General features: G+C 41.4%; 15 protein-coding genes. 9 read left to right on the forward strand and 6 right to left on the reverse strand.

What is annotated here, in order from left to right:
* Position 1 precedes the first annotated feature (1 nt).
* The 6 genes from LV85_RS02430 to LV85_RS02455 form a co-directional block, all read right to left on the reverse strand.
* The gene (locus LV85_RS02430; protein WP_111316607.1) at positions 2 to 298 is read right to left on the reverse strand and encodes a hypothetical protein; all 297 of its coding nucleotides are present in this window, start codon (positions 296 to 298) and stop codon (positions 2 to 4) included.
* A gap of 2 nt (positions 299 to 300) precedes the next feature.
* The gene (locus tag LV85_RS02435) at positions 301 to 627 is read right to left on the reverse strand and encodes a hypothetical protein (protein WP_111316608.1); all 327 of its coding nucleotides are present in this window, start codon (positions 625 to 627) and stop codon (positions 301 to 303) included.
* Between the two features lie 199 nt (positions 628 to 826).
* A complete protein-coding gene (locus tag LV85_RS02440; RefSeq protein ID WP_146260411.1) occupies positions 827 to 1,519 on the reverse strand; it encodes a DUF4198 domain-containing protein in 693 nt (230 codons plus the stop codon).
* A 275-nt stretch (positions 1,520 to 1,794) separates the two neighbouring features.
* Positions 1,795 to 2,124 (reverse strand): DUF6686 family protein, encoded by a 330-nt coding sequence (locus LV85_RS02445; protein WP_146260412.1) that lies wholly within the window; start codon positions 2,122 to 2,124, stop codon positions 1,795 to 1,797.
* 105 nt (positions 2,125 to 2,229) lie between these two features.
* Entirely contained in the window at positions 2,230 to 3,468 is a 1,239-nt protein-coding gene (locus LV85_RS02450) for a DUF4374 domain-containing protein (protein ID WP_111316611.1), read from the reverse strand.
* Positions 3,469 to 3,532: 64 nt separating this feature from the next.
* Positions 3,533 to 5,905, reverse strand: coding sequence for a TonB-dependent receptor (locus LV85_RS02455; RefSeq protein ID WP_111316612.1), 2,373 nt, complete (start codon positions 5,903 to 5,905; stop codon positions 3,533 to 3,535).
* 238 nt (positions 5,906 to 6,143) lie between these two features.
* Here LV85_RS02455 and LV85_RS02460 point away from each other — a divergent pair, with 238 nt between their 5' ends.
* The 9 genes from LV85_RS02460 to LV85_RS02500 all read left to right on the forward strand — a co-directional run bounded on the left by LV85_RS02460 (position 6,144) and on the right by LV85_RS02500 (position 19,972).
* Entirely contained in the window at positions 6,144 to 6,752 is a 609-nt protein-coding gene (locus LV85_RS02460) for a hypothetical protein (protein WP_111316613.1), read from the forward strand.
* Positions 6,753 to 6,822: 70 nt separating this feature from the next.
* Complete coding sequence (locus LV85_RS02465; RefSeq protein ID WP_111316614.1) at positions 6,823 to 8,190, forward strand: purple acid phosphatase family protein; 1,368 nt, start codon at positions 6,823 to 6,825, stop codon at positions 8,188 to 8,190.
* 174 nt (positions 8,191 to 8,364) lie between these two features.
* Positions 8,365 to 13,401, forward strand: a complete 5,037-nt coding sequence (locus LV85_RS02470; RefSeq protein WP_245942116.1) for a translocation/assembly module TamB domain-containing protein — start codon at positions 8,365 to 8,367, stop codon at positions 13,399 to 13,401.
* Entirely contained in the window at positions 13,391 to 15,685 is a 2,295-nt protein-coding gene (tamL, locus tag LV85_RS02475) for a translocation and assembly module lipoprotein TamL (RefSeq protein ID WP_111316616.1), read from the forward strand. The genes LV85_RS02470 and tamL overlap by 11 nt, the downstream gene beginning before the upstream one ends.
* 66 nt (positions 15,686 to 15,751) lie before the next feature.
* A complete protein-coding gene (locus tag LV85_RS02480; protein ID WP_146260413.1) occupies positions 15,752 to 17,665 on the forward strand; it encodes a DUF4153 domain-containing protein in 1,914 nt (637 codons plus the stop codon).
* Positions 17,666 to 17,773: 108 nt separating this feature from the next.
* Positions 17,774 to 18,679, forward strand: a complete 906-nt coding sequence (locus LV85_RS22525; RefSeq protein ID WP_111316618.1) for a DnaJ C-terminal domain-containing protein — start codon at positions 17,774 to 17,776, stop codon at positions 18,677 to 18,679.
* Between the two features lies 1 nt (position 18,680).
* Entirely contained in the window at positions 18,681 to 18,983 is a 303-nt protein-coding gene (locus tag LV85_RS02490; protein WP_111316619.1) for a chaperone modulator CbpM, read from the forward strand.
* Positions 18,984 to 19,004: 21 nt separating this feature from the next.
* A complete protein-coding gene (locus tag LV85_RS02495) occupies positions 19,005 to 19,463 on the forward strand; it encodes a DinB family protein (RefSeq protein ID WP_111316620.1) in 459 nt (152 codons plus the stop codon).
* Between the two features lie 137 nt (positions 19,464 to 19,600).
* On the forward strand, positions 19,601 to 19,972 hold the full coding sequence (locus LV85_RS02500; protein WP_111316836.1) for a VOC family protein: 372 nt from the start codon (positions 19,601 to 19,603) through the stop codon (positions 19,970 to 19,972).
* Positions 19,973 to 19,988 lie beyond the last annotated feature (16 nt).

The raw sequence follows: 19,988 nt of genomic DNA on the forward strand, positions 1-19,988 counted from the left end.
ATTAAATGGCGACTGAAGGTTGATTGAGGTAAATAATTGCAGAAAAGCACAGCGTAAGTAATAGGTAAATCCCCCAGATTTTCCATCCGCTTTTGGCGATGAAGGCAACAATCATAAGTCCTACCCAAAGTAGAAACCCACCAAAAACTAGCGTGAACAGCACAGAAGCTTTGTCCAGCCAAAATGATAGCGCAAGAAAGAAGGAGACCGTAACCAAGTAGCCACCAACCAAGCCTGCTGTAATTCGAGAAAAGCGATGTAGGAATGTTGGTGTTAAGTGTTTTTTATTTGCAGGCATAATCAGATAATTTCTATCAAAAACAATAAGCCAAACCCGGCGAAAAGCCAGGAGATATTCAGTTTCCAAATCGGGGAAAGCAATACAACTAGGCTACCTACCATCATCAGTACGCACAGGAATGCAAAGATTCCAGAACCTATCCCTAGGTATACCACAATCAAGATTAGGCCTAGGATTAAGAGAGCCGAACCAATGATTTTGGCCAGTTTTTCATTTGCCAAAAACCAATTATTCAGTAATGCTGGTCGGCTAAGTATGGCTTTTTCGGAGCATTGATAAAAAAACTCAAAGCCCAAAAAAGTAAGTAGGATGCTTACGGTAATCATATTTTCATAAGTTTAATAGTCACTTGGTTCCACCTTGCTTTTGCTTGGTATGATACTGAAAATTGGTAGGATCTAGAAAAAGAGCATCAGGAGAATCAAGCAAGAATGATCCCCCTGATGCAATAAAAATCTTAGCTGAAAAAGAAAAGCTCATAGTTCAAACAGCAGATATAAAAGTGACCCAATCAATCGTCTTCAGTTAGTCAATTTCAATAGCTTGCGTAGCACATCTCCAGATGGCTTTCAAACCAGAGGGATCGTTTTCCGGAAGCTTTTCGGTATGTGTGGCTTCAGCGAAGTAGATACCTTTGGCATCTAGGGCTGCGCTTGCCTTCCCTTTTTTACCGGTTTTCAATTCCTGAGTTTCTGCATCTGGACCAAGGATCGCAATATCACCTTCTGCCAATGCCTTCCCTTTGTACAAAACTTCCAGATCAGAAGATTTAGCATCTCTCACCAAAGCCAAATCTGAGTCTGGTATGGCTGCTGCTTTACCTTTGCCCACCCAAACTTGGGCGTAAGCATTGAACTGATAGGCAGTTTTGCTATCTCCAGGGTCAGCCGTATGACTAATCTGCAGCCTGTACTCACCTTTTTCATCAGGAGTGAAACTTCCTTCGAAATACTCATTAGTAGCAGTTGGCTCCAACTTGGTTTTCTTTCCCGAAGGGCTAATCAGCCAAAGCTCAAACTCCTTTACATCAGAGTACCATTTTGCAACTGGCTCGATAGCATTTTCATGGTAATCGGCATAGTACACTTTGTAAGGATGTGCTTGTCCAAGTTCGCTTGTGGAAGCCGTATGGATCCAAAGTGCATGTGCCTGCACGCCCACGATCAGCATCGTGAGCATCAGCGTCAGGCTAAGTGATTTTAATGATATTGTTTTCATAGTGTTTATTTTTTCAACCACTGAGTCCACAGAGGATAATACAGAGGTCACGGTTATTAATTATTGTTTAGTATTCAAGTTGTCCTGCTTCTCCAGAAGCTGGATTGATATCATTGTTTAAATCCCCCTTACCCCCTTTTCAAGGGGGGAATTGCATCTACTAAGTATTAATCCTATTAGCTCACTAAGTATCCCAGTTGCTCAATTTATCAGGGTTGCCATCTTCCTTCTTTCGTCTTCTGTCTTTTGTCTTCTGTCTTCCGTCTAAACCCACCTCACATCTTCCTAATCATCTCGATCAGTTGCAGCTGAGCATTCGCTTCGATGACATTTGCTTTCAGCCGATAAAACTCTTCTTCTACCAGCGTGAACTGCACATCGGGATGGTATGTCTCAATGACCACTCTATCCAGCCCATCGAAGAATGGGTACTTTTCAAATTCAAACTCCATCCGCTCCATGTATCTGCAAAAAGCGTCAAAATTGAGCTCATCAAAACTGATCATTGCCTGCTTGTACATGAGTCCCATGCGGTCGCAATCGGTGCATTTTGTAAAAACAAAATCCTCGTTCTGATAGATAATTTCTGTTCTACATCCAGACATAAGCGATTGGTTTTGGATTGATATTGAATTGGTGCCTGGGATAGGAGCCTTTGTCGGTTTAGTTTCCAAATGCAGCTAAATTCCCAGGACTTAGTTTTCTTAAGATTACTCCGCCACTTCCAGTTTGCTGATGGCAGTGATTCTACCACCTTCGACTTTTAGTCCTTCTTTGGCAGTGGCCGTGTTGGCATTGAACTCATATACCCAGCTCCCTACTTCCGTGGTGATACCGATGTAGGCAAGTCCATTCTTTTCGGAATAATTATTAATGGTCACATTGACGATAGATGCTTCAGCTGGAGCTCCGGTGACCCAGGTGAAAGTTTTATTGTACACATCGGCTACACCAAAGCGGTTTCCAACGGTATAGGCACCTTTCTCTTTGTTCATCATCACGATGAATTTTCCGTTTCCTGCGTAAGTTTTCGCCGTCACGTAATAGTCATCTGCTAAAGCTTCCACATTGAAATAGTAGGATTGGTCAAACTCCAATTCTCCTTTTTTGATCCTGGTAAAAGCTGAAGGAAGCGTAGATGTCATTTCACCGTTTGAGGATGCTACGGAAGCAGAGAATGCATAAGTATCTCCCAACTCATCTACTTCAAGACCCGATAGAAAATATCGACCTATAAAGCTGGTTCGGTCATCTTTGATCACTTTGTTCAATTCCATGCTTGGGTAATCAAAAACTGCGATCCACGAGCTATCCGGATAATTGGTACCAAAGCTGTCATTGCAGCAAGCTTTGATACTGAAGTAAGGCGCGAATAGCTTGTCTCCTACCTGAGTCACCCAGGAGAAAAATGCGCGCTCGCCATTGTTGGCTATTTCTTCCTGATTCCACTTTCCATCAGCAACTATCTGAAGCTGGTCAGCGTCCAAGCGATACCAAGAACCCACAGGATCCGTAGCTCCTCTTGCCACTTTCACCATTACGATATCATCGTTCATCGGCCCAAAAGCCTGTACTGTTTCTGACTGAAAATCAGACAATTTCTCCAAAGCACCTTCGGAATTCAATTCGTAGATAGTCACAGCACCAGGATTTCCCTGACCGTAAAGCATGCTGAAAAACTTGTTTTTGTGAGTCACATAATAGCGGTATGTTCCGTCTTGTTCCACGCCATTCCCTACTGTACTCACCGTTCCTTCGGACAAGCTTTCGGCAGTCAAGAGATAATCCGCCACTCCATCAGATGCGAGAGGTGTGGATGCGATGATGAATCTGCTTTCGGTAGTTGGTGATACTGGTCCCGGTTCGGGATCATCTGTAGAATCACAGCTAGAGAATCCGATGGTAATGACTGCCGCAAAAGCTAATAGGATGTTAAAGTTGGTTTTCATAGGATATTAATTTGAATTTTAAATGAGCTCCTGATAGTCCTCAGGAAAAAGAATTGTTGAAGAGTTAATAAATAAAGTATCTGATCTTGCCTGAGAAGCTTCTACCTGGCTTCTGCAAGCTGAAATTGTCATAGAGTTTACTGTCGAAAATATTCCTGCATTCAGCGATCAGCTGAAGCCGACCCTTTTTACCTGTCGTATAAGTCACATTCACATCATGGGAAAGCTGCTGAGGCACATCGAATTTCTCAGATCCCAGACTTGGCCAGTAGAGATAAAAAGCATGCACATAAAGCAGATTGTATCCGAAATTGAGGTCATTCCCTTTGCCAAAGGCATCCTGAAGCATAACGCTCACATCACCATTTCCGAAGAGGTAAGGCATATTTGGCACCCGATCGCGATAGACTATACTCGGGATGGTTTGTCCTTCTTCGAATTCGGTATTGTTGCGTAGGTTCTGGTAAGTAATATTTGCGCCAGCAGAAATAATAGTTTTATAAGTCCAGCGAATTTCTCCTTCCACACCAAGGTTGGTCACACTATAAAGGTTATCCATGACCTGCATAGTTTGGTTGTTGTTCAGTCTAGGCCGGATGAAATCTTTCGCATCTCGGTAAAAACCATTTGCAGAAAAATCAATTCGATGATCAGCGCTGAGTTGCTTCCAAATGCTTAGTCCCAAATTGTAGTTGTAACTGGTTTCCGGCTTCAGATCCAGATTCCCCTGTAGGTTTACCATATCACCAAACAGCTCCTCAGGCTCAGGCAATCGGTAGCTTTTCTCAAAAGAGGCTTTAGCCTGGATATTTCCTGTAACAAAATAGGAACCTGTTATACCAAAACCTGGATAGGTAAAATTCTCCTTTTCGTTGCGATAGGCCAGGTCTCCATAATTCCCGGTAGGATTATAGGACATAGTGAAATAGTTGGTTTGATTATAAATTTTGGTGAACGCCGAAACACTGGCTTTTTCCTCCCAATTCAGCTGATAGCTCAAGCCAGTGATATTCTTCTGGCTTTTGCGGGGCTCTTCATATCGGTCATTTTCAGGACTCAATGCATCGCTACCTACACGATTGAAACTGTTGTACACATTACTGATCGCGATGGTGTGAATCTTCCCAAAATTGTAATGGGCATTTGCAGTAAATACAGCATTGTTATTTTTGAATTTGTAAAGTGTGTAAGATCGCTCCCCGCCAGGCACATCGTATTCTTTATACTGCTGAAACCAATTGTATCGTCGATTAACCGTATCGATGTTTTGCTCTGAACCAAAGTTGTAATTGGCATTCACAATTACATCCAGTCCTTTGACAAAAAGATCCCGCTTTTGATACTTGAAGGTTGGCATCACTATCGTCCCCTTACGGTGCCATTGCCCAAAAACAGTCACCAACCTCGCTCCAGTCTGAACTTCTGAATAATTTTTACCCGCCGTCAGACCAAACAAAAGCTTATCTGCATACGATTTTCCCTGAACTCCAAGCTGAGCGATAACAGTCTCATTATGGTAAGTATCATGAAATCTGCGAACATGTTGGTTCGGATAATATTTCCCAGTTTCTATATCCGCCACATCTACATCTACCCAATAGTTGTTATCAGAATAGTTTTGAAAAGCATTCAGCTGAACTGTAAAGCCTGATTTTGCTACAAAAGCAGTGTTGATTACCGTGCGATGCGTATTGAATGAGCCATAGGAATAGGATACATCCACGTAGTTCTTCTGCACGTTTTTGGTCACAATATTGACTGCACCACCTAATGCATCTGCACCCAATCCTATCGGAACTACACCTTTATATACTTCGATTCTCTCAGCTAGATTGATCGGAATATTGTTTAGCTGGAAGGAGGAGCCAAAGTCATCCATGGGAATGCCATCGATGAAGAATTTGACCTGCTTGCCCGAAAATCCATTGAGGGAAAAATTCATCCGTGACCCCACGCCTCCACTTTCTCTGACACGCACTCCAGAAACCCGGTCTAATGCATGCCCCAAATCCAAATTGGTATGGTGAAGCTTTCGTGCGTCCACTACTTCCACGTTGAAGGCTCGCTCTTCGATTTCACGAAGCTCCGACTTGCCTAGAACTGTAAATTCTTCTAAGTCATTTTGGTCCTCTTCGAGTTTGATTCTAAGCTTTCTCTCAATTGAGCCAAGTGAAATCTCTTCTGTATGGTGTTTGAAACCCATAAAAGAGAACTCCAAGATGTACTTCTGATTAGCTGGAAGACTTAGCGAGAACTTGCCGTTTTCATCGGTCACAAGTCCCTTTTCTATAGGGGATATCCGGATTAAAACTCCGGGAATCGACGAGTCATTTTGGTCCAAGACCTCGCCGGATATGATAGTATTTTGCTGAGCAAATGCCGGGTAGGCAAAAAAACTGCACAAAAATACAATGGACAATATTTTAGTATATTGCATCGCTTTGTAATTGGAGAATTAGAAAGTATAGTACCCGAAGCCATACGGTTGCCGCCGTGTGGCTTCTTCTTTTTAAGCTGTAAAACTTCTCTCTATTGTTATTTAGATTAATTTTAAATTAAGACAAATCTATGTCATGGAAATGTATATGGCAATAGTTTTTAGAAATTCTTTTGAGAAAAATCAAAAACAGATCAAATTCTAGCTGGATTGAGAAAGTGCAAAAATTACTAATTCCATGAAAAAACTTGCTCCATTGATGATAACAGCTATTTCTGTTTTTCTCGGCTTCACATTTTGGGGTGCTGGAATGGCAAAACTTTTTTATGAGCATCAGTTTTTTGGATGGATCGGACCAACCTGGCTCGTGGAAGAGCTGGAACATTTTGGGCTAGGATTTTATGGTAGATTCATTGCTTTCAGCCAAATCATCATTGGTTACATGCTGCTCACTACCCGATACAAATTGCTCGGAAGTATCATGATGATTCCTATGATTGGGAATATTCTGATGGTGACTATTTCCCTGCAATGGCGTGGAACTCCTTTCGTGCTTGCTTTTCTTCTTCTCTTAGATTTGATTATCCTTTGGCAATACCGTGATTTTTTCAGACCCTTGATCGATGAGGGCAATCGTAGATTCGATATCAAATCAAGAACGATTCGAACTAGAAATGGACATTTGGTTTGGCTAGCTGGTCTGGGGCTTCAGTTTTTTTCTATACCCATTTCCAATAGTAATTGGCTCCTTGCATGCGGGGTTGTTTTACTGGGATTGGTAGTATCAGGATTGAGTTTTCGCTTGGAAAGAATACAGTACAATAAGGCCGATTTAAAAATTCCTTAACACCACTTTTAAAGACAGCTGTCTTTTTCGTAGCTTCTTTACTGATTCATTTTCACAAAACCACCATTTGATGATGTCCACCATTAAAATCACGTTTGCGACACTATTTTTCTTTGGGTTTTCATGTAGCCTTTTTGCACAGAAATTTCTTCCTACTGAATTTCCTGACCGCATAGTACTTACATGGTCCGACAATCCTATGATCACCCAATCTGTCACTTGGCGAACTTCGGGAGATGTTAAAAACTCAAAAGCACAATTTATCCTTGCTCCAAATACTCCTATCTACTTGGAGAATGTTAAGACTTTTGATGCTACTACAGAATCCTTGGATGTGGACAGCGTACAGGCAAATTATCATTCAGTGACATTCAGAGATCTTAAACCTGCCACCACCTATGCCTATCGCGTGGGAGGTGAAGAAACTTGGACAGAATGGTTCCAGTTCACCACAGCTCCGGATAAAGGAACTCCTTTTTCGTTTGTCTACTTCGGTGATGCGCAAAACAACCTAAAATCTCAATGGTCCAGAATAATCCGTCAAGCCTATTCCAATTTACCTAAGGCGGCTTTCATGCTTCATGCAGGTGATCTTATCAACAGTACGCAATCCGACTCCGAATGGGGTGAATGGAACTATGCTGGAGGCTTTATCAATGCTATGATTCCGAGTATCAGTACTCCGGGCAATCATGAATATGATAGAGAGGAAGACGAAACCTTGGTTTTGGATTATCACTGGAAAAAGCAATTTACCCTTCCAGAAAATGGTCCGAAGGAATTTCCAGAGACGGTTTACTATATCGACTACTCTAACATGCGTATGATTTCCCTGAACTCCCAAGAGATCGTTTCAGATGAGAATTCTATGGCTATTCAAAAAGAATGGCTAGAAAATGTATTGAAAGAAAATAGCCAAAAGTGGACAGTGGTCACTTTTCACCACCCGATCTACTCTTCGGGCACTGGTCGTGACAACAAGAAATTTCGCGAAGCTTTCAAGCCAATTTTTGACAAATACAAAGTTGATCTAGTGCTACAAGGACACGATCATTCGTATGGTAGAGGAAGGAATTTGCCTACAGGTGTAGGTAATCAGGATCCGGCAGCGCAGGGGCCAGTGTATGTAGTGTCAGTGAGTGGCCCAAAAATGTACAACCTTACTCCTAACAAATGGATGGATCGTGCTGCATCGAACACACAGTTGTACCAATTGATTACCATCGAAGGAAACAAACTCAGCTATGGGGCTTACACGGCTACGGGAGACTTGTATGATGCCTTTGATCTAATCAAAGCTGACGGCAAGCCAAAGGAATTTATCGACAGAGCCGACAAAGCCATCCAAGAAGCTATCGAGCTTACTCCGGGTTCGGAGAAGAAAATGACTCCAGAGGAAATGGCTGAATACATGCGGACCTACCAAAAGAAAAACTAACCTGGGTAGAGCCAATTCACTTCTCACAAACAAATCAGTATTTTTGAGGTTTAAAAGTAATTGTTTTAATAAACAAGCTGGCTTATTTATTGTCCCTTAATTAGCTTGAGGACAAGTACATTTACTACCATTATTTAAACACTCAAATCTATTAAACGATTTTTCGGTAAATTTTTGAAGATTTTGGGTATCACGATCGGTATTCTTTTGCTGATCATTGGTGCCTTAATTCTATTTATCCGTAGCCCTTGGGGTCAGGGGATAATTGTGAACAAAGCAACCAGCTATGTTTCGGAAAAAACGGGCACAGAAGTATCAGTAAAGCGTCTTTTCGTTACTTTTTCAGGAAACATTTACCTGGAAGATTTATACCTCGAGGACACTGAAGGCGACACCTTGTTATATTCTAAAAATCTCGAAGCAGGAGTAGCTTTTGGCCCTCTTATAACCACAAGGAATATCAGCGTTAGAAAATTGGATTGGGAGGGCTTGGTCGCTCGTGTAAGCAGAAGTGCAGACACCGAAAAATTCAACTTTGACTTTTTGATTGAGGCATTCGCTTCCCAAGCTGCGGATTCGACCCAAATTGACGCAGACACCACCGCGTCCGATCCACTAAAAATAAAGCTTTCACCAATTTCTCTTCGAGATTTTGACATTAGCTATTTGGATGAGGTACTGGGGATCGATGCATACCTCAAACTTGGAGAGTTGGATGTCGCCATTCCAGGCTTAGATTTGGAAAAATATGTGTTTGATATCAAAAATGTAGCACTTCAAAATACTCAAATCAGGTATACGCAAACCAAAGCTTTTCCCCCTTCGGAAGACTCCAGCGAAGAAACGCTCATGCCTATTGTGAATGTAGACGAACTCACCATCTCCAATGTTACCGCTGATTATATCAGTGAGCCTGACCGGCAGGAAGCGCAAGTTCAGATAGGTAATTTATTGATCAAACTCCCAGAAGCAGATCTCCAAACTCAGACCATCGAAGTAACTACGATCGCTATTGAACAGTCAAAGATCCTATACCATGACTTCTCCACTTCTTCGCAAATAGATACTAGTAGCACAAGTTCAGCTACAGCTTTCGAGTGGCCGGATTGGATCGTAGAAGCTGAGAAACTCTCGATCAAGTCCACTGATATAGAATACAAAACTGCTGACACGCCTATCACCAAAGGCAAGTTTAATCCAGAAGTGATTGTGGTTTCTGACTTGGCTTTTGATGCATCAGATATAATCCTAAAAGATGAAAAACTACGGGCAAAGCTAGAGGAGTTTCATTTCCTAGAAGGTTCAGGATTTGAACTGAAAGAGTTTCATTTTGATCTGAGAGCTGGAAATAATGAGGCTAAGCTGGAAGATCTGCTGCTTGCTACCAATCGGAGTAAGTTGGACGCAGCTATCAGCATTGAGTACCCTTCTATCCAAGAACTCATAGACGATTACGAAAGCATATCCTTTGATTTGTCCGTGAACAAATCCAAGCTAGATGTACGTGACAGCTATTTCTTTGACCCTGCACTTGCTCAGGATACCCTCATTAGAGAAATCGCCTCTTTCCCCATTTTGCTGGACCTGGAAGCCTCTGGAGATTTAAGGGCAATGGACATTCCAAGTCTTAAGCTCAACTGGGGGAAAAGTGAATTCGATGCTAGCGGAGAGCTTCAGAATCCGATGGATGTGGATCAGCTAGCCTTTGATTTCCCGAAATTGAACTTAAAGACGAACCGAGAGACCTTATTGAAATTTGTCAATGAAGATGACTATGGGGTTCAATTTCCTGAAAGGATCGAATTGAAAGCAGGCGCTAGCGGAATGCTCGATGACATAATCGCAAACCTGGATTTGGAAACTGACCTGGGAAATATACTCCTGAATGGAGCATACCAAAATGACGGGCTGCTTGCTTTTGATGCAGATCTCAAGGTGAATCAGCTACAGCTAGGCAACCTATTGAAACAACCAGAGCTGGACACCTTGACATTTGAAATAATAGCAAACGGTTCTGGATCCACCCTAAATGATCTGAATGCTGAATTATCCTCCAGCTTTGAGCGACTACGCCTGTATGGTTCAGATTACTCTGGGTTGAAATTGGATGGGAAATTGGTCGACGGAATAGGAGATGTAGAAGCCGCTCTGAAATCAGAATTTTTGGATTTCGACTTGCTTACTAAGTTGGACCTAGATACGGCTAATTCTAAAATCGATCTAACACTTGACTTAAAAGGAGCAGATTTTTATGCGCTTGGTATGTCTGCAAAAGACTCGCGTGCTAAACTAAAGTTCGATGCAAATTTCGAAGGAAACTTGGATGAATTTGACCTTAAGGCACTACTGCATGACGGAACTATTCTATATGACGATCGAAATTATCCTTTGGGAAAAGTATCCGCTACTGCAAGCGTGAGAGAAGATTCTACCAGCGTTGACATTGCCAGTAATTTACTAAATGGCTTTGTGCGTACTAACACAAACCCTACTGAGCTAACGGATGCGCTCACCGCCCATTTCAAGCATTATTTAGATAAAAATGACAGCTCTTACACCAGTAGTGAACGAGATATTGTAATGAACATGGACATGAAGATCTCCGACGATCCTGTACTTACAAATGTGCTCGTGCAAGGCTTGGAGCAATTTGATTCCGCTAGAATTCAAGCTGATTATTTTCAAGACATTGACTCTTTGACAGCTACGATAGAATTCCCATACATCAAATACGGAGGAACAGAGGTGGATAGTTTGGGCATACGGGTAAGGTCCAACAAAGAGGAACTTCGACTTTATTTAGGTTTTCAGGACTTGACCTCAGGCCCAGTTAGTATGGATCAAACTTTCGTAACAGGTCAGTTGGCGGATAGAAGATTATATTTTGATTTTCATTCCTATGAGCAAAAAGATCGTACCTATCATTTGTCTTCAGATATAGGGTTAGACGGCGATACACTGAGTTACCATGTCTCCTCCATCGACTTGATATTGGATGGAGAGCAATGGAATATACCGGAAGAAAATAGCGTCAAATACTCAGGAAATAGCCTTGAATTCAATGAATTCACCTTCACAAAGGAAGGTCAAGAACTGTCACTATTGAATAATATAGAAGGTTTTACAGATGAAAACATCGCCGTTTTATTCAAAGGGTTTAGACTTTCCACGATTACTAGTTTGGTCAACCCTGATGAAATAATTGCTGGTGGATTGATGGATGGTAAATTGGTTGTGGAGAATCCTTTTGGAGCGATCGGCCTGATGGGTCAACTCGAGGTGGACAGTCTAAAAGTCCTGGATGTACCTCTGGGAAATCTAAATCTGGAAGCTACAGCAAAGAGTTTGGGGAATTATATTTTGGCACTAAAGCTCAAAGATGATGGGGTTGACCTAGATTTAAATGGGGAATTTGTAGCTGATGAAAGCGGTGGCAACTTTGACATAAAGTTAGATCTGAATAAGATTGAAATGCAAAAAATAGTAGGGCTTTCGCAAGACCAGCTATCGGAAGGCTCAGGTTATCTTTCTGGAACTATCACTGCAAATGGCACAACTACTGAACCCATTTATGAGGGCGAATTTCAGTTTCATGAGGCTTCCTTAGTTCCTGCTGAAGTTGGTACAAAGTACTTACTTTCTGACGAAAAGCTACGTGTGGACAATGCAGGTGTCTACTTCGAACAGTTCACCATTAGGGATGTGGAGAATAATACCTTTGCCATAGACGGTACCGTGTTCACCGAGAGTTATATCAACCCATCTTTTGACCTGAAACTAACTTCAGATAACTTCATGGCTGTAAATTCCACAGATGAAGACGGCGAATTAGTATATGGAAAAGCAACGCTAGATGCGGATGTAACCATCCAAGGAGATCTAGTGCTCCCTATTGTTAGGGCTAAACTGGGGATCCGAGACAATACTGATTTGACAGTGATCATACCGGAGTCTCAGGTAGACTTGGTGGAGCGTGAAGGAGTAGTACTCTTTGTCAATAAAGAAAACCCTGACGACATCCTTACCAGACAGACCGAAGTTACTTCCAATGCTTTTTCTGGATTTGATATTCAAGCAATATTGAACGTGGACCCGAAGGCACTTTTCACTATTGTCATAGACCCAGAAACAGGCGACAATTTGCAGATAGCTGGAGATGCTGACCTACAAATGGACATCAATCCAAATGGTCGAATCACCCTAAGCGGCAACTATGAACTCACCGGCGGACACTATGAGATGTCCTTATACAATCTAGTAAGCAGGAAATTTGACATCAATCCGGGAAGCCGAATCACTTGGAATGGCGATCCAATGGATGCCAATATGGATATCCAAGCCATCTACGAAGTAGAAACTGGCTCCACTGAATTGATGTCTTCGCAACTTACTGGTAGCGACAATGAAACCAAAAGCCAATACCAACAGCAACTTCCTTTCTTGGTCTATTTGAATGTCAAAGGTGAATTGCTCAAACCAGAAATCAGCTTCAGACTGGATATGCCGGAAAATCAACGAGGAGCATTTGGCGGAAATGTCTATTCTAGGGTCTTGGAGATCAATGAACAAGAAGATGAACTCAATAAGCAAGTATTTTCACTTCTGGTACTCAACAGGTTCTTCCCTTCCTCAGGCAGTGATGGATCCAATGGTGGTGCAGAGGCTATTGCCAGAAACAGTGTGAGTCAGATTCTTTCTGATCAAATGAATGCGCTGTCAAGCAAGCTATTTGGAGATAGTGGCTTCAAAGTTGGTTTCGATGTGGATAGTTATCAAGACTATCAATCGGGAAGTGCTCAAAACAGAACCGATTTGAACATCAACGCCCAGCAGACACTCTTTGACGACAGATTGACCGTACAAGTGGGAAGTCAGGTAGGTATAGAAGGAAGCTCGCAAAGTGGTGGCGAGGCCAATTCTATATTGGCAAATATCAGTTTCGAATACAAGTTGACTGAAGATGGACGCTGGAGAATCCGAGCTTTCAGAAAAAATCAATTCGAAAGTATCATTGACGGTCAGCTGGTAGTCACAGGTGGTGGTTTGATATTCCACCGAGAATTCAATGAATTCCCTGAGCTCTGGAGGGCACCTGTACCGCTGGAAGAACAGCACAAAACCAATCCAATAGATGAATTAGAAAACAAGGGCAAAAAGAAAGACAAAACAAAAAATAAAGCTACTGAGGAATCAAAAGAAAATGAAAACTAGGGGACTAATATCGACTTTACCAATACTACTACTTGCACTTGTTCTGAGCTGCAGTGTAAAGAAGTATATCCCCGAAGGTGAGTTTCTATACACAGGAGCCAAATTGGAGGTAAATACCGAAGAAAAAACCCAAGGCTTAGATGAGATAAAGGAGGAGTTGGAAGATTTGCTTAGACCTAAGCCCAACAAAAAATTCCTTGGTATGTATGTGAAACTTTGGGCTCACTATAAAGGGTCCCAAGATAGCGCTGGATTCGTCAATCGTTTCTTGAACAAAAAAATCGGAGAAGAGCCTGTTTATTTCAGTCAAGTTGACCCATCCCGGACGGAAGAGTTGATCGTAAACCGCCTAGAAAATCGTGGCTTTTTCTATAGCATGAGCAATTCGGAGGTGACTCGAAAAAAACAATACGCTCATGTAAATTATACCGCAAATATTTCCGTTCCATACAGGCTCAGCGAGTTGATTGTAGAGCGAGATAGTATGGAGATCGACAGAGAAATCATCGATATGATGCAAGAAACTCTGCTTGATTCTGGAAGTAGATTTGACCTCAATACGCTCAATGCAGAACGAGTTCGAATTGATTCTACACTGAAAGTAAAAGGCTATTACAATTTCAATAATGACTTCCTGATTTTTGAAGCCGACACAAATATTTCAGATAGCCTTCGCTTATTTAAGCTTTACCTTCGGTTAAAGAAAAATGTCCCAACAAATGGCATTATCCCATACACAATTGACACGATTAATGTATTCCCTAACTATTCGATCGATGAGGATGGCGAAAAGCTGGATACGACAGTAGTAGATGATAAAAATTTCATCCAAGGAAATCTGGTCTTCAAGCCAAAATTGCTTAACGAATATATCCTTATCGAAAATGGGCAACGTTACGACCCCAAACTTTCTCGACTTTCCAGCAATCGCCTTAGTTCTATTGGTAATTACAAATTTGTAAATCTTCGCTATGAGGAGCTAGCTAATTCTGACTCTTTGGGTCATCTCAAAGCCAACTTTTACCTTTCCCCAATGACCAAGAGATCCGTACGAGCAGAGCTGCTAGCCGTATCCAAGTCTAATAATTTCGCGGGACCAGCATTAAACATCGTCTATCGTAACAGAAATCTATTCAAAGGTGGCGAAACACTGAATGTCACAGCACAAGTAGGATATGAGTTTCAAGTTGCTGGTGGGGCAGATCGAAAAGGGCTACAATCATTGCAGCTAGGCCTAGGCGCAGACCTGATTATACCTAGGGTGATCTTTTTTGTCCCTGTCAATGAAAAATTCAGCTACTCAGTACCAAAAACTAAAATTGGAATAGGTACAGAATACCTAAGTAGAGGAGGACTTTATACGCTAAACTCTCTATCTACCAATTTCGGTTACCTCTGGAATGCCAACCAATATGCCTACCACGAGATCAATCCTATAAGCTTAAATGTGGTCAACCTTAGTAATACCTCACCGGAATTTGATCAAATACTGGCAGACAATCCTTTCTTACAGCGAAGTTTCGAGCAAAACTTCATTGCGGGAATTAATTACACTTTTCACTATAACAAACTCAATGACAGGTTCCGAACGCACGCCTACTTCTTAGGATTGGGATTGGATTTTGCCGGAAACACCATACATCTTATCGACCAAATTTCGAAAAAGGATGATGGGAAATTCCTAGGATTGGAGTATGCCCAATATGGTAAAATTGATCTTGATTTAAGATACCATTTCAACATCGACAAAGACCAAACAATAGCCACCCGTTTATTCGCAGGAATGGGCATGCCTTTCGGCAACTCCCAATCATTGCCCTATATCAAGCAATATTTTTCTGGTGGCCCTAATAGTGTGAGAGCCTTCCGAATCCGCTCTATAGGACCAGGCACCTATCGTCCTGACGACTTCGATGTCAATTCTTACTTTGATCAAACTGGTGACATCAGGTTTGAAGGTAATATTGAATATCGTTTTCCGATCGTCTCACTATTGAAAGGAGCACTATTTATGGATGCAGGAAATATCTGGCTGATCAACGAAAATGAGGCGCTTCCTGGCGGTAAATTCACTTCTTCTTGGTGGGATGAACTAGCTGTGGGTACAGGCGTAGGTTTACGCGTGGATATTCAGTTTTTTGTAATTCGTTTTGACCTGGCCACACCGATACGGATTCCTTATTTGCCTGAAGGGGAACGTTGGAGTAACTCCTTTGATTTTGGCAGTAAATCCTGGAGAAAAGAGAATCTGATTTTCAATTTCGCCATAGGATATCCATTCTAGGACCATAGTCTCAGCAAGTACTGGATAGATTAAATTTCATGTCCCGCAATTGTAAGCTATCTTAGAGTGAAATCATTTTTCACCAAAGAAATTCTAATGAAATTCCCGTCGATTGCTCAGCTTAAAGAGGAAGGAAGTACTGCGGCACTACGCTTTCCAGTGAGTTTGATTTTTGGTTTCTTAGCTGCAGGATTAGGCTGCTATTTGATCGAGATAGAACCAGCGGATGATCTCAGCCTACTCAATCTCCTACTCACTTTTGCCCTTGGAATTCCTCTTTATTTTTGCATTGACGTTCTGGCCGAAAGGAAAAAATTTACGGCTTTCCAACGGCAGATGGCATGGCTTATTGGCTTATTATTTTTAGGGTTAATCTATTTCAGCTTTCCTAGCCAAAATACTTTTACTAACACACGAGTTCCATATATCCGATACGCTATTTACAATTTAGCTATTCATTTGATGGTTGCCTTTCTCCCCTATTTTGGAAGCGATAATCAAGAAGAATTCTGGAATTATAACAAGAATCTATTCATCAGGTTTGTTCAAGGCTTATGCTATTCTTTGGTGATTTTCATAGGAATCAGCCTTGCATTGCTGGCTATAGACGCGCTCTTTGATGCAAAGATCCAAGGAGAGACCTATCCTCAAATCTTCGCCCTCACCTTTGGCATATTCAATACCTGGTTTTTCTTAGCTGGTATCCCAAAGAGTTTTGAAAGCAAAGTTTCCCTAGTACAATATCCAAAAGGGCTCAAGATTTTCACACAATTCATCCTAATCCCACTCCTGCTAATTTACCTCTGCATTCTGTACTTCTATGGCGCTAAAATCATCATAACTGGAGACTGGCCAAAGGGAATAGTCAGCTATATGATCATAGCTATAGCTGTGCTGGGGATATTCACCAATCTTCTGCTTTACCCCTATCAATATTGGAAAGAAGGTAACTGGATCAAGAGATTTCATCGAGCATACTATATATTTCTCATTCCTTTGATCATCCTACTTTTCTTGGCTATAGGCATTCGTATCCAAGATTATGGCCTCACTGTGAATCGCTACATTATCACCTTAATGGGTATTTGGCTAGCATTTATCGCTATTTATTATTCCCTAGGAAAACAAAACATCAAGGTCATTCCTATTTCACTTTCACTATTTATGATCCTTTCATCATTTGGTCCTTGGGGGATGTTTAGCCTAAGTGAATTGATGCAGAGAAATCGCTTGATTAAGATTTTGACTGAACACAATATCCTAGTGGATGACAAAATTCAAAATGAAGTCATGTGGGAAATAACTAATACAGGAAAACATAAGCCGATAGGAGATTTGCAACTGAACTCACTGCCGACTCCCGAACTGAATGAGGTAAACTCAATCTTACAATACCTCGAAGATTATCATGGAATGACAAACTTATACCCTTGGTTTGAACAGGATTTGGAAAGTATGATGAAGCAAGTAACCAGTAAACGATCTGCCCCCATCACTCTTCCCAGTGAATTCCTAGTGGAATCAATGGGCTTGACTTATAAGAACCGGTATCAACTACTGACACATGATGCACTACCACAAAATCTAACGCTAGAAGTAAATCAAAACATTCAGCTTGACATCACAGCATATGATTATTTGAGTTCTGTAGACCTGGGAGAATGGACGATTTCTAACCAATCGCCTAAGGAGGAAAAATATGCATTAGAAATTGACCCCAAATCTCAGGAAATACTGATACTAACCTGGGAAAATAGCCAGATACAAATCCCACTTTCAGACTACTTACAAAATTTAGTAAACCAATATGGCTATGACTTTCATAGAGTAGATAATGATGAATTGCTTATTACAAGTACTGGAGAAAACCTCCATGTACTACTTCAAGTTCAGACATTGCATATCGAACAGTCGGAAAAGGCAAATAAACTTATCAGCTTACGGGGCATTTTGCTTATTAAAGAAATCGAGCAGGAATAATCGCTCCGTTTTCCATTCTAGCGTCATAGTCAGTATATTAATGAAATGAAAACCAGCTGGGTTTTAACACATGATTTTTCCACACCTAAATAAATTCCAGTTAGAAATATGGCATTTATAGATTATTACAGCGTCCTAGGCATAGACAAAAATGCAAGCGAGGCGGATATCAAAAAAGCATACCGAAAGCAAGCTCGAAAATATCATCCTGATGTCAATCCTGATGACAAGGAGGCAGAGCATAAGTTTAAGGAAATAAACGAGGCAAATGAGGTGCTTAGTGATCCGGAAAAGCGTAAGAAATACGATAAGTACGGAAAAGACTGGAAGCATGCGGATCAATTTGAACAAGCAGGGGGAGGCGCAGGTAGACAGTATCAAAATCAAGGAAACCCAGGTGCAGGCTTTGGTGGCGGAGGCTTTGGTGGTGCTGACTATTCGGACTTCTTTGAGTCCATGTTTGGTGGCGGAGGCGGATTTCGACAAGGAGGAAGAAGTGCCAAATTCAAAGGTCAGGACTTCAACGCCAAGTTGGAGCTAAGCATACAGGATGCTTACAAAACCCATAAACAAGTACTCACCGTCAATGGTGAAAATATCCGATTGACCATCGCCGCTGGTATTGAAGATGGACAGACTATCAAGATCAAAGGAAAGGGAGCACCGGGTTCTAATGGCGGCCCAAATGGTGACCTGTACATAACCTTTGTGATCAAAAACAACACGAAATTCATGCGAGAGGGCGATAATTTATACTCCACCGTAGAGGTGGACCTCTATACTGCGATACTGGGAGGCTCACTTTTGGCAGACACTTTCGAAGGAAAAGTCAAATTGAAAGTTGCACCAGAAACTCAGAATGGAACTAAGGTACGGCTCAAAGGGAAAGGATTTCCTGTCTATAAAAAGGAAGGTGAATTTGGGGATTTGATCCTTACCTATTCTATTAAAAACCCTACAAACCTGAAGGACGAAGAGAAAAAGTTATTTGAAGAACTCCAAAAACTACGATAAGATGGCACAGCAAGAATTAATAGTCATAGAGACACTCTGTACGCATTATGAGATCGAAGTATCATTTGTAGATAGCCTTTACAGTTTGGGCTTGATAGAGATTCAGACAGTGGAGCAAACACGCTATATCTCTGAAGAAAAAGTATCTGATTTGGAGAAAATGATCCGTATCCATCAAGAACTGGAAGTCAACCCAGAAGGAATAGATGTGATATTCAATTTACTCCAAAAAGTAGATGAGCTAAAGAGCGAACTAGCTACCACCAAAAATCGACTCAAACGTTACGAACTAGAAAATCAATAAACCAATCACACCATACTGCTCATGAATATTTCATTCCATATCTGGAAAAACAATCGTGCTATTTACTCCAAATTTCTTCAGCATAATACCTTGGAGCAGCTGAACAAAATCCCCGTCGGATTCAACAATAACCTGATCTGGAATATTGGACACGTGATAGTCGTACAGCAGCGATTGGTCTACGGCTTATCTGGACTTCCTATGAATGTATCAGACGAGCTTTTTCAGAAATATAAGCCAGGAACCAAGCCTGAGACGGATGTAGATCAAGCCACGGTAGAGCTATTCAAAGAACTTTTGATGACTCCTATAGAGCAAACCATCGCTGATTTCGAATCAGGGAAATTCCAAAATTACAAGGAATACACTACCTCCAAAGGCTTTCACCTTGGGACTGCTGCAGATGCCATCACCTTCAATAATTACCATGAGGCACTACATCTGGGCACCATGACCAGCATACTTAAATTCCTCAAATAACCTCAAACAATTCTGTTATGAATCGACTGACCTTTTTCGCAATTGCTATTTCAATTTCTTTTAGCCTAGGGTTTCTCCTCAATTCATATATATATTCCAAACCAGCAATTCCATCGCAAAACATAAATCAATCAGCCATGAAACTAGGAGCCTTTTCTATCAGCCTCAGCGTCAAAGATCTTGCAACATCGAGAGAATTTTATGAGAATCTAGGCTTTACTAAGTTTGGAGGATCTATGGAAAGCAAGTACTTGATCATGAAAAATGAGCATACACTTATTGGCTTGTTCCAAGGAATGTTTGAAGGAAATATGATGACATTTAATCCTGGTTGGGATGACAATGCCAAAGAAATAGAGGATTACGAAGATGTGAGAAAAATCCAGCAGCATCTCAAATCTAAAGGAGCAGAAATCATCAATCCCGCAGATGAAACCACTACTGGCCCAGCTAGTTTTTTGGTCCAAGATCCCGATGGAAATACCATTCTGTTTGATCAACATTTGTAATACTCAACAAGTCTCC

The sequence above is a fragment of the Algoriphagus chordae genome, from assembly GCF_003254055.1.
In the GTDB taxonomy this organism is placed as follows: domain Bacteria; phylum Bacteroidota; class Bacteroidia; order Cytophagales; family Cyclobacteriaceae; genus Algoriphagus; species Algoriphagus chordae.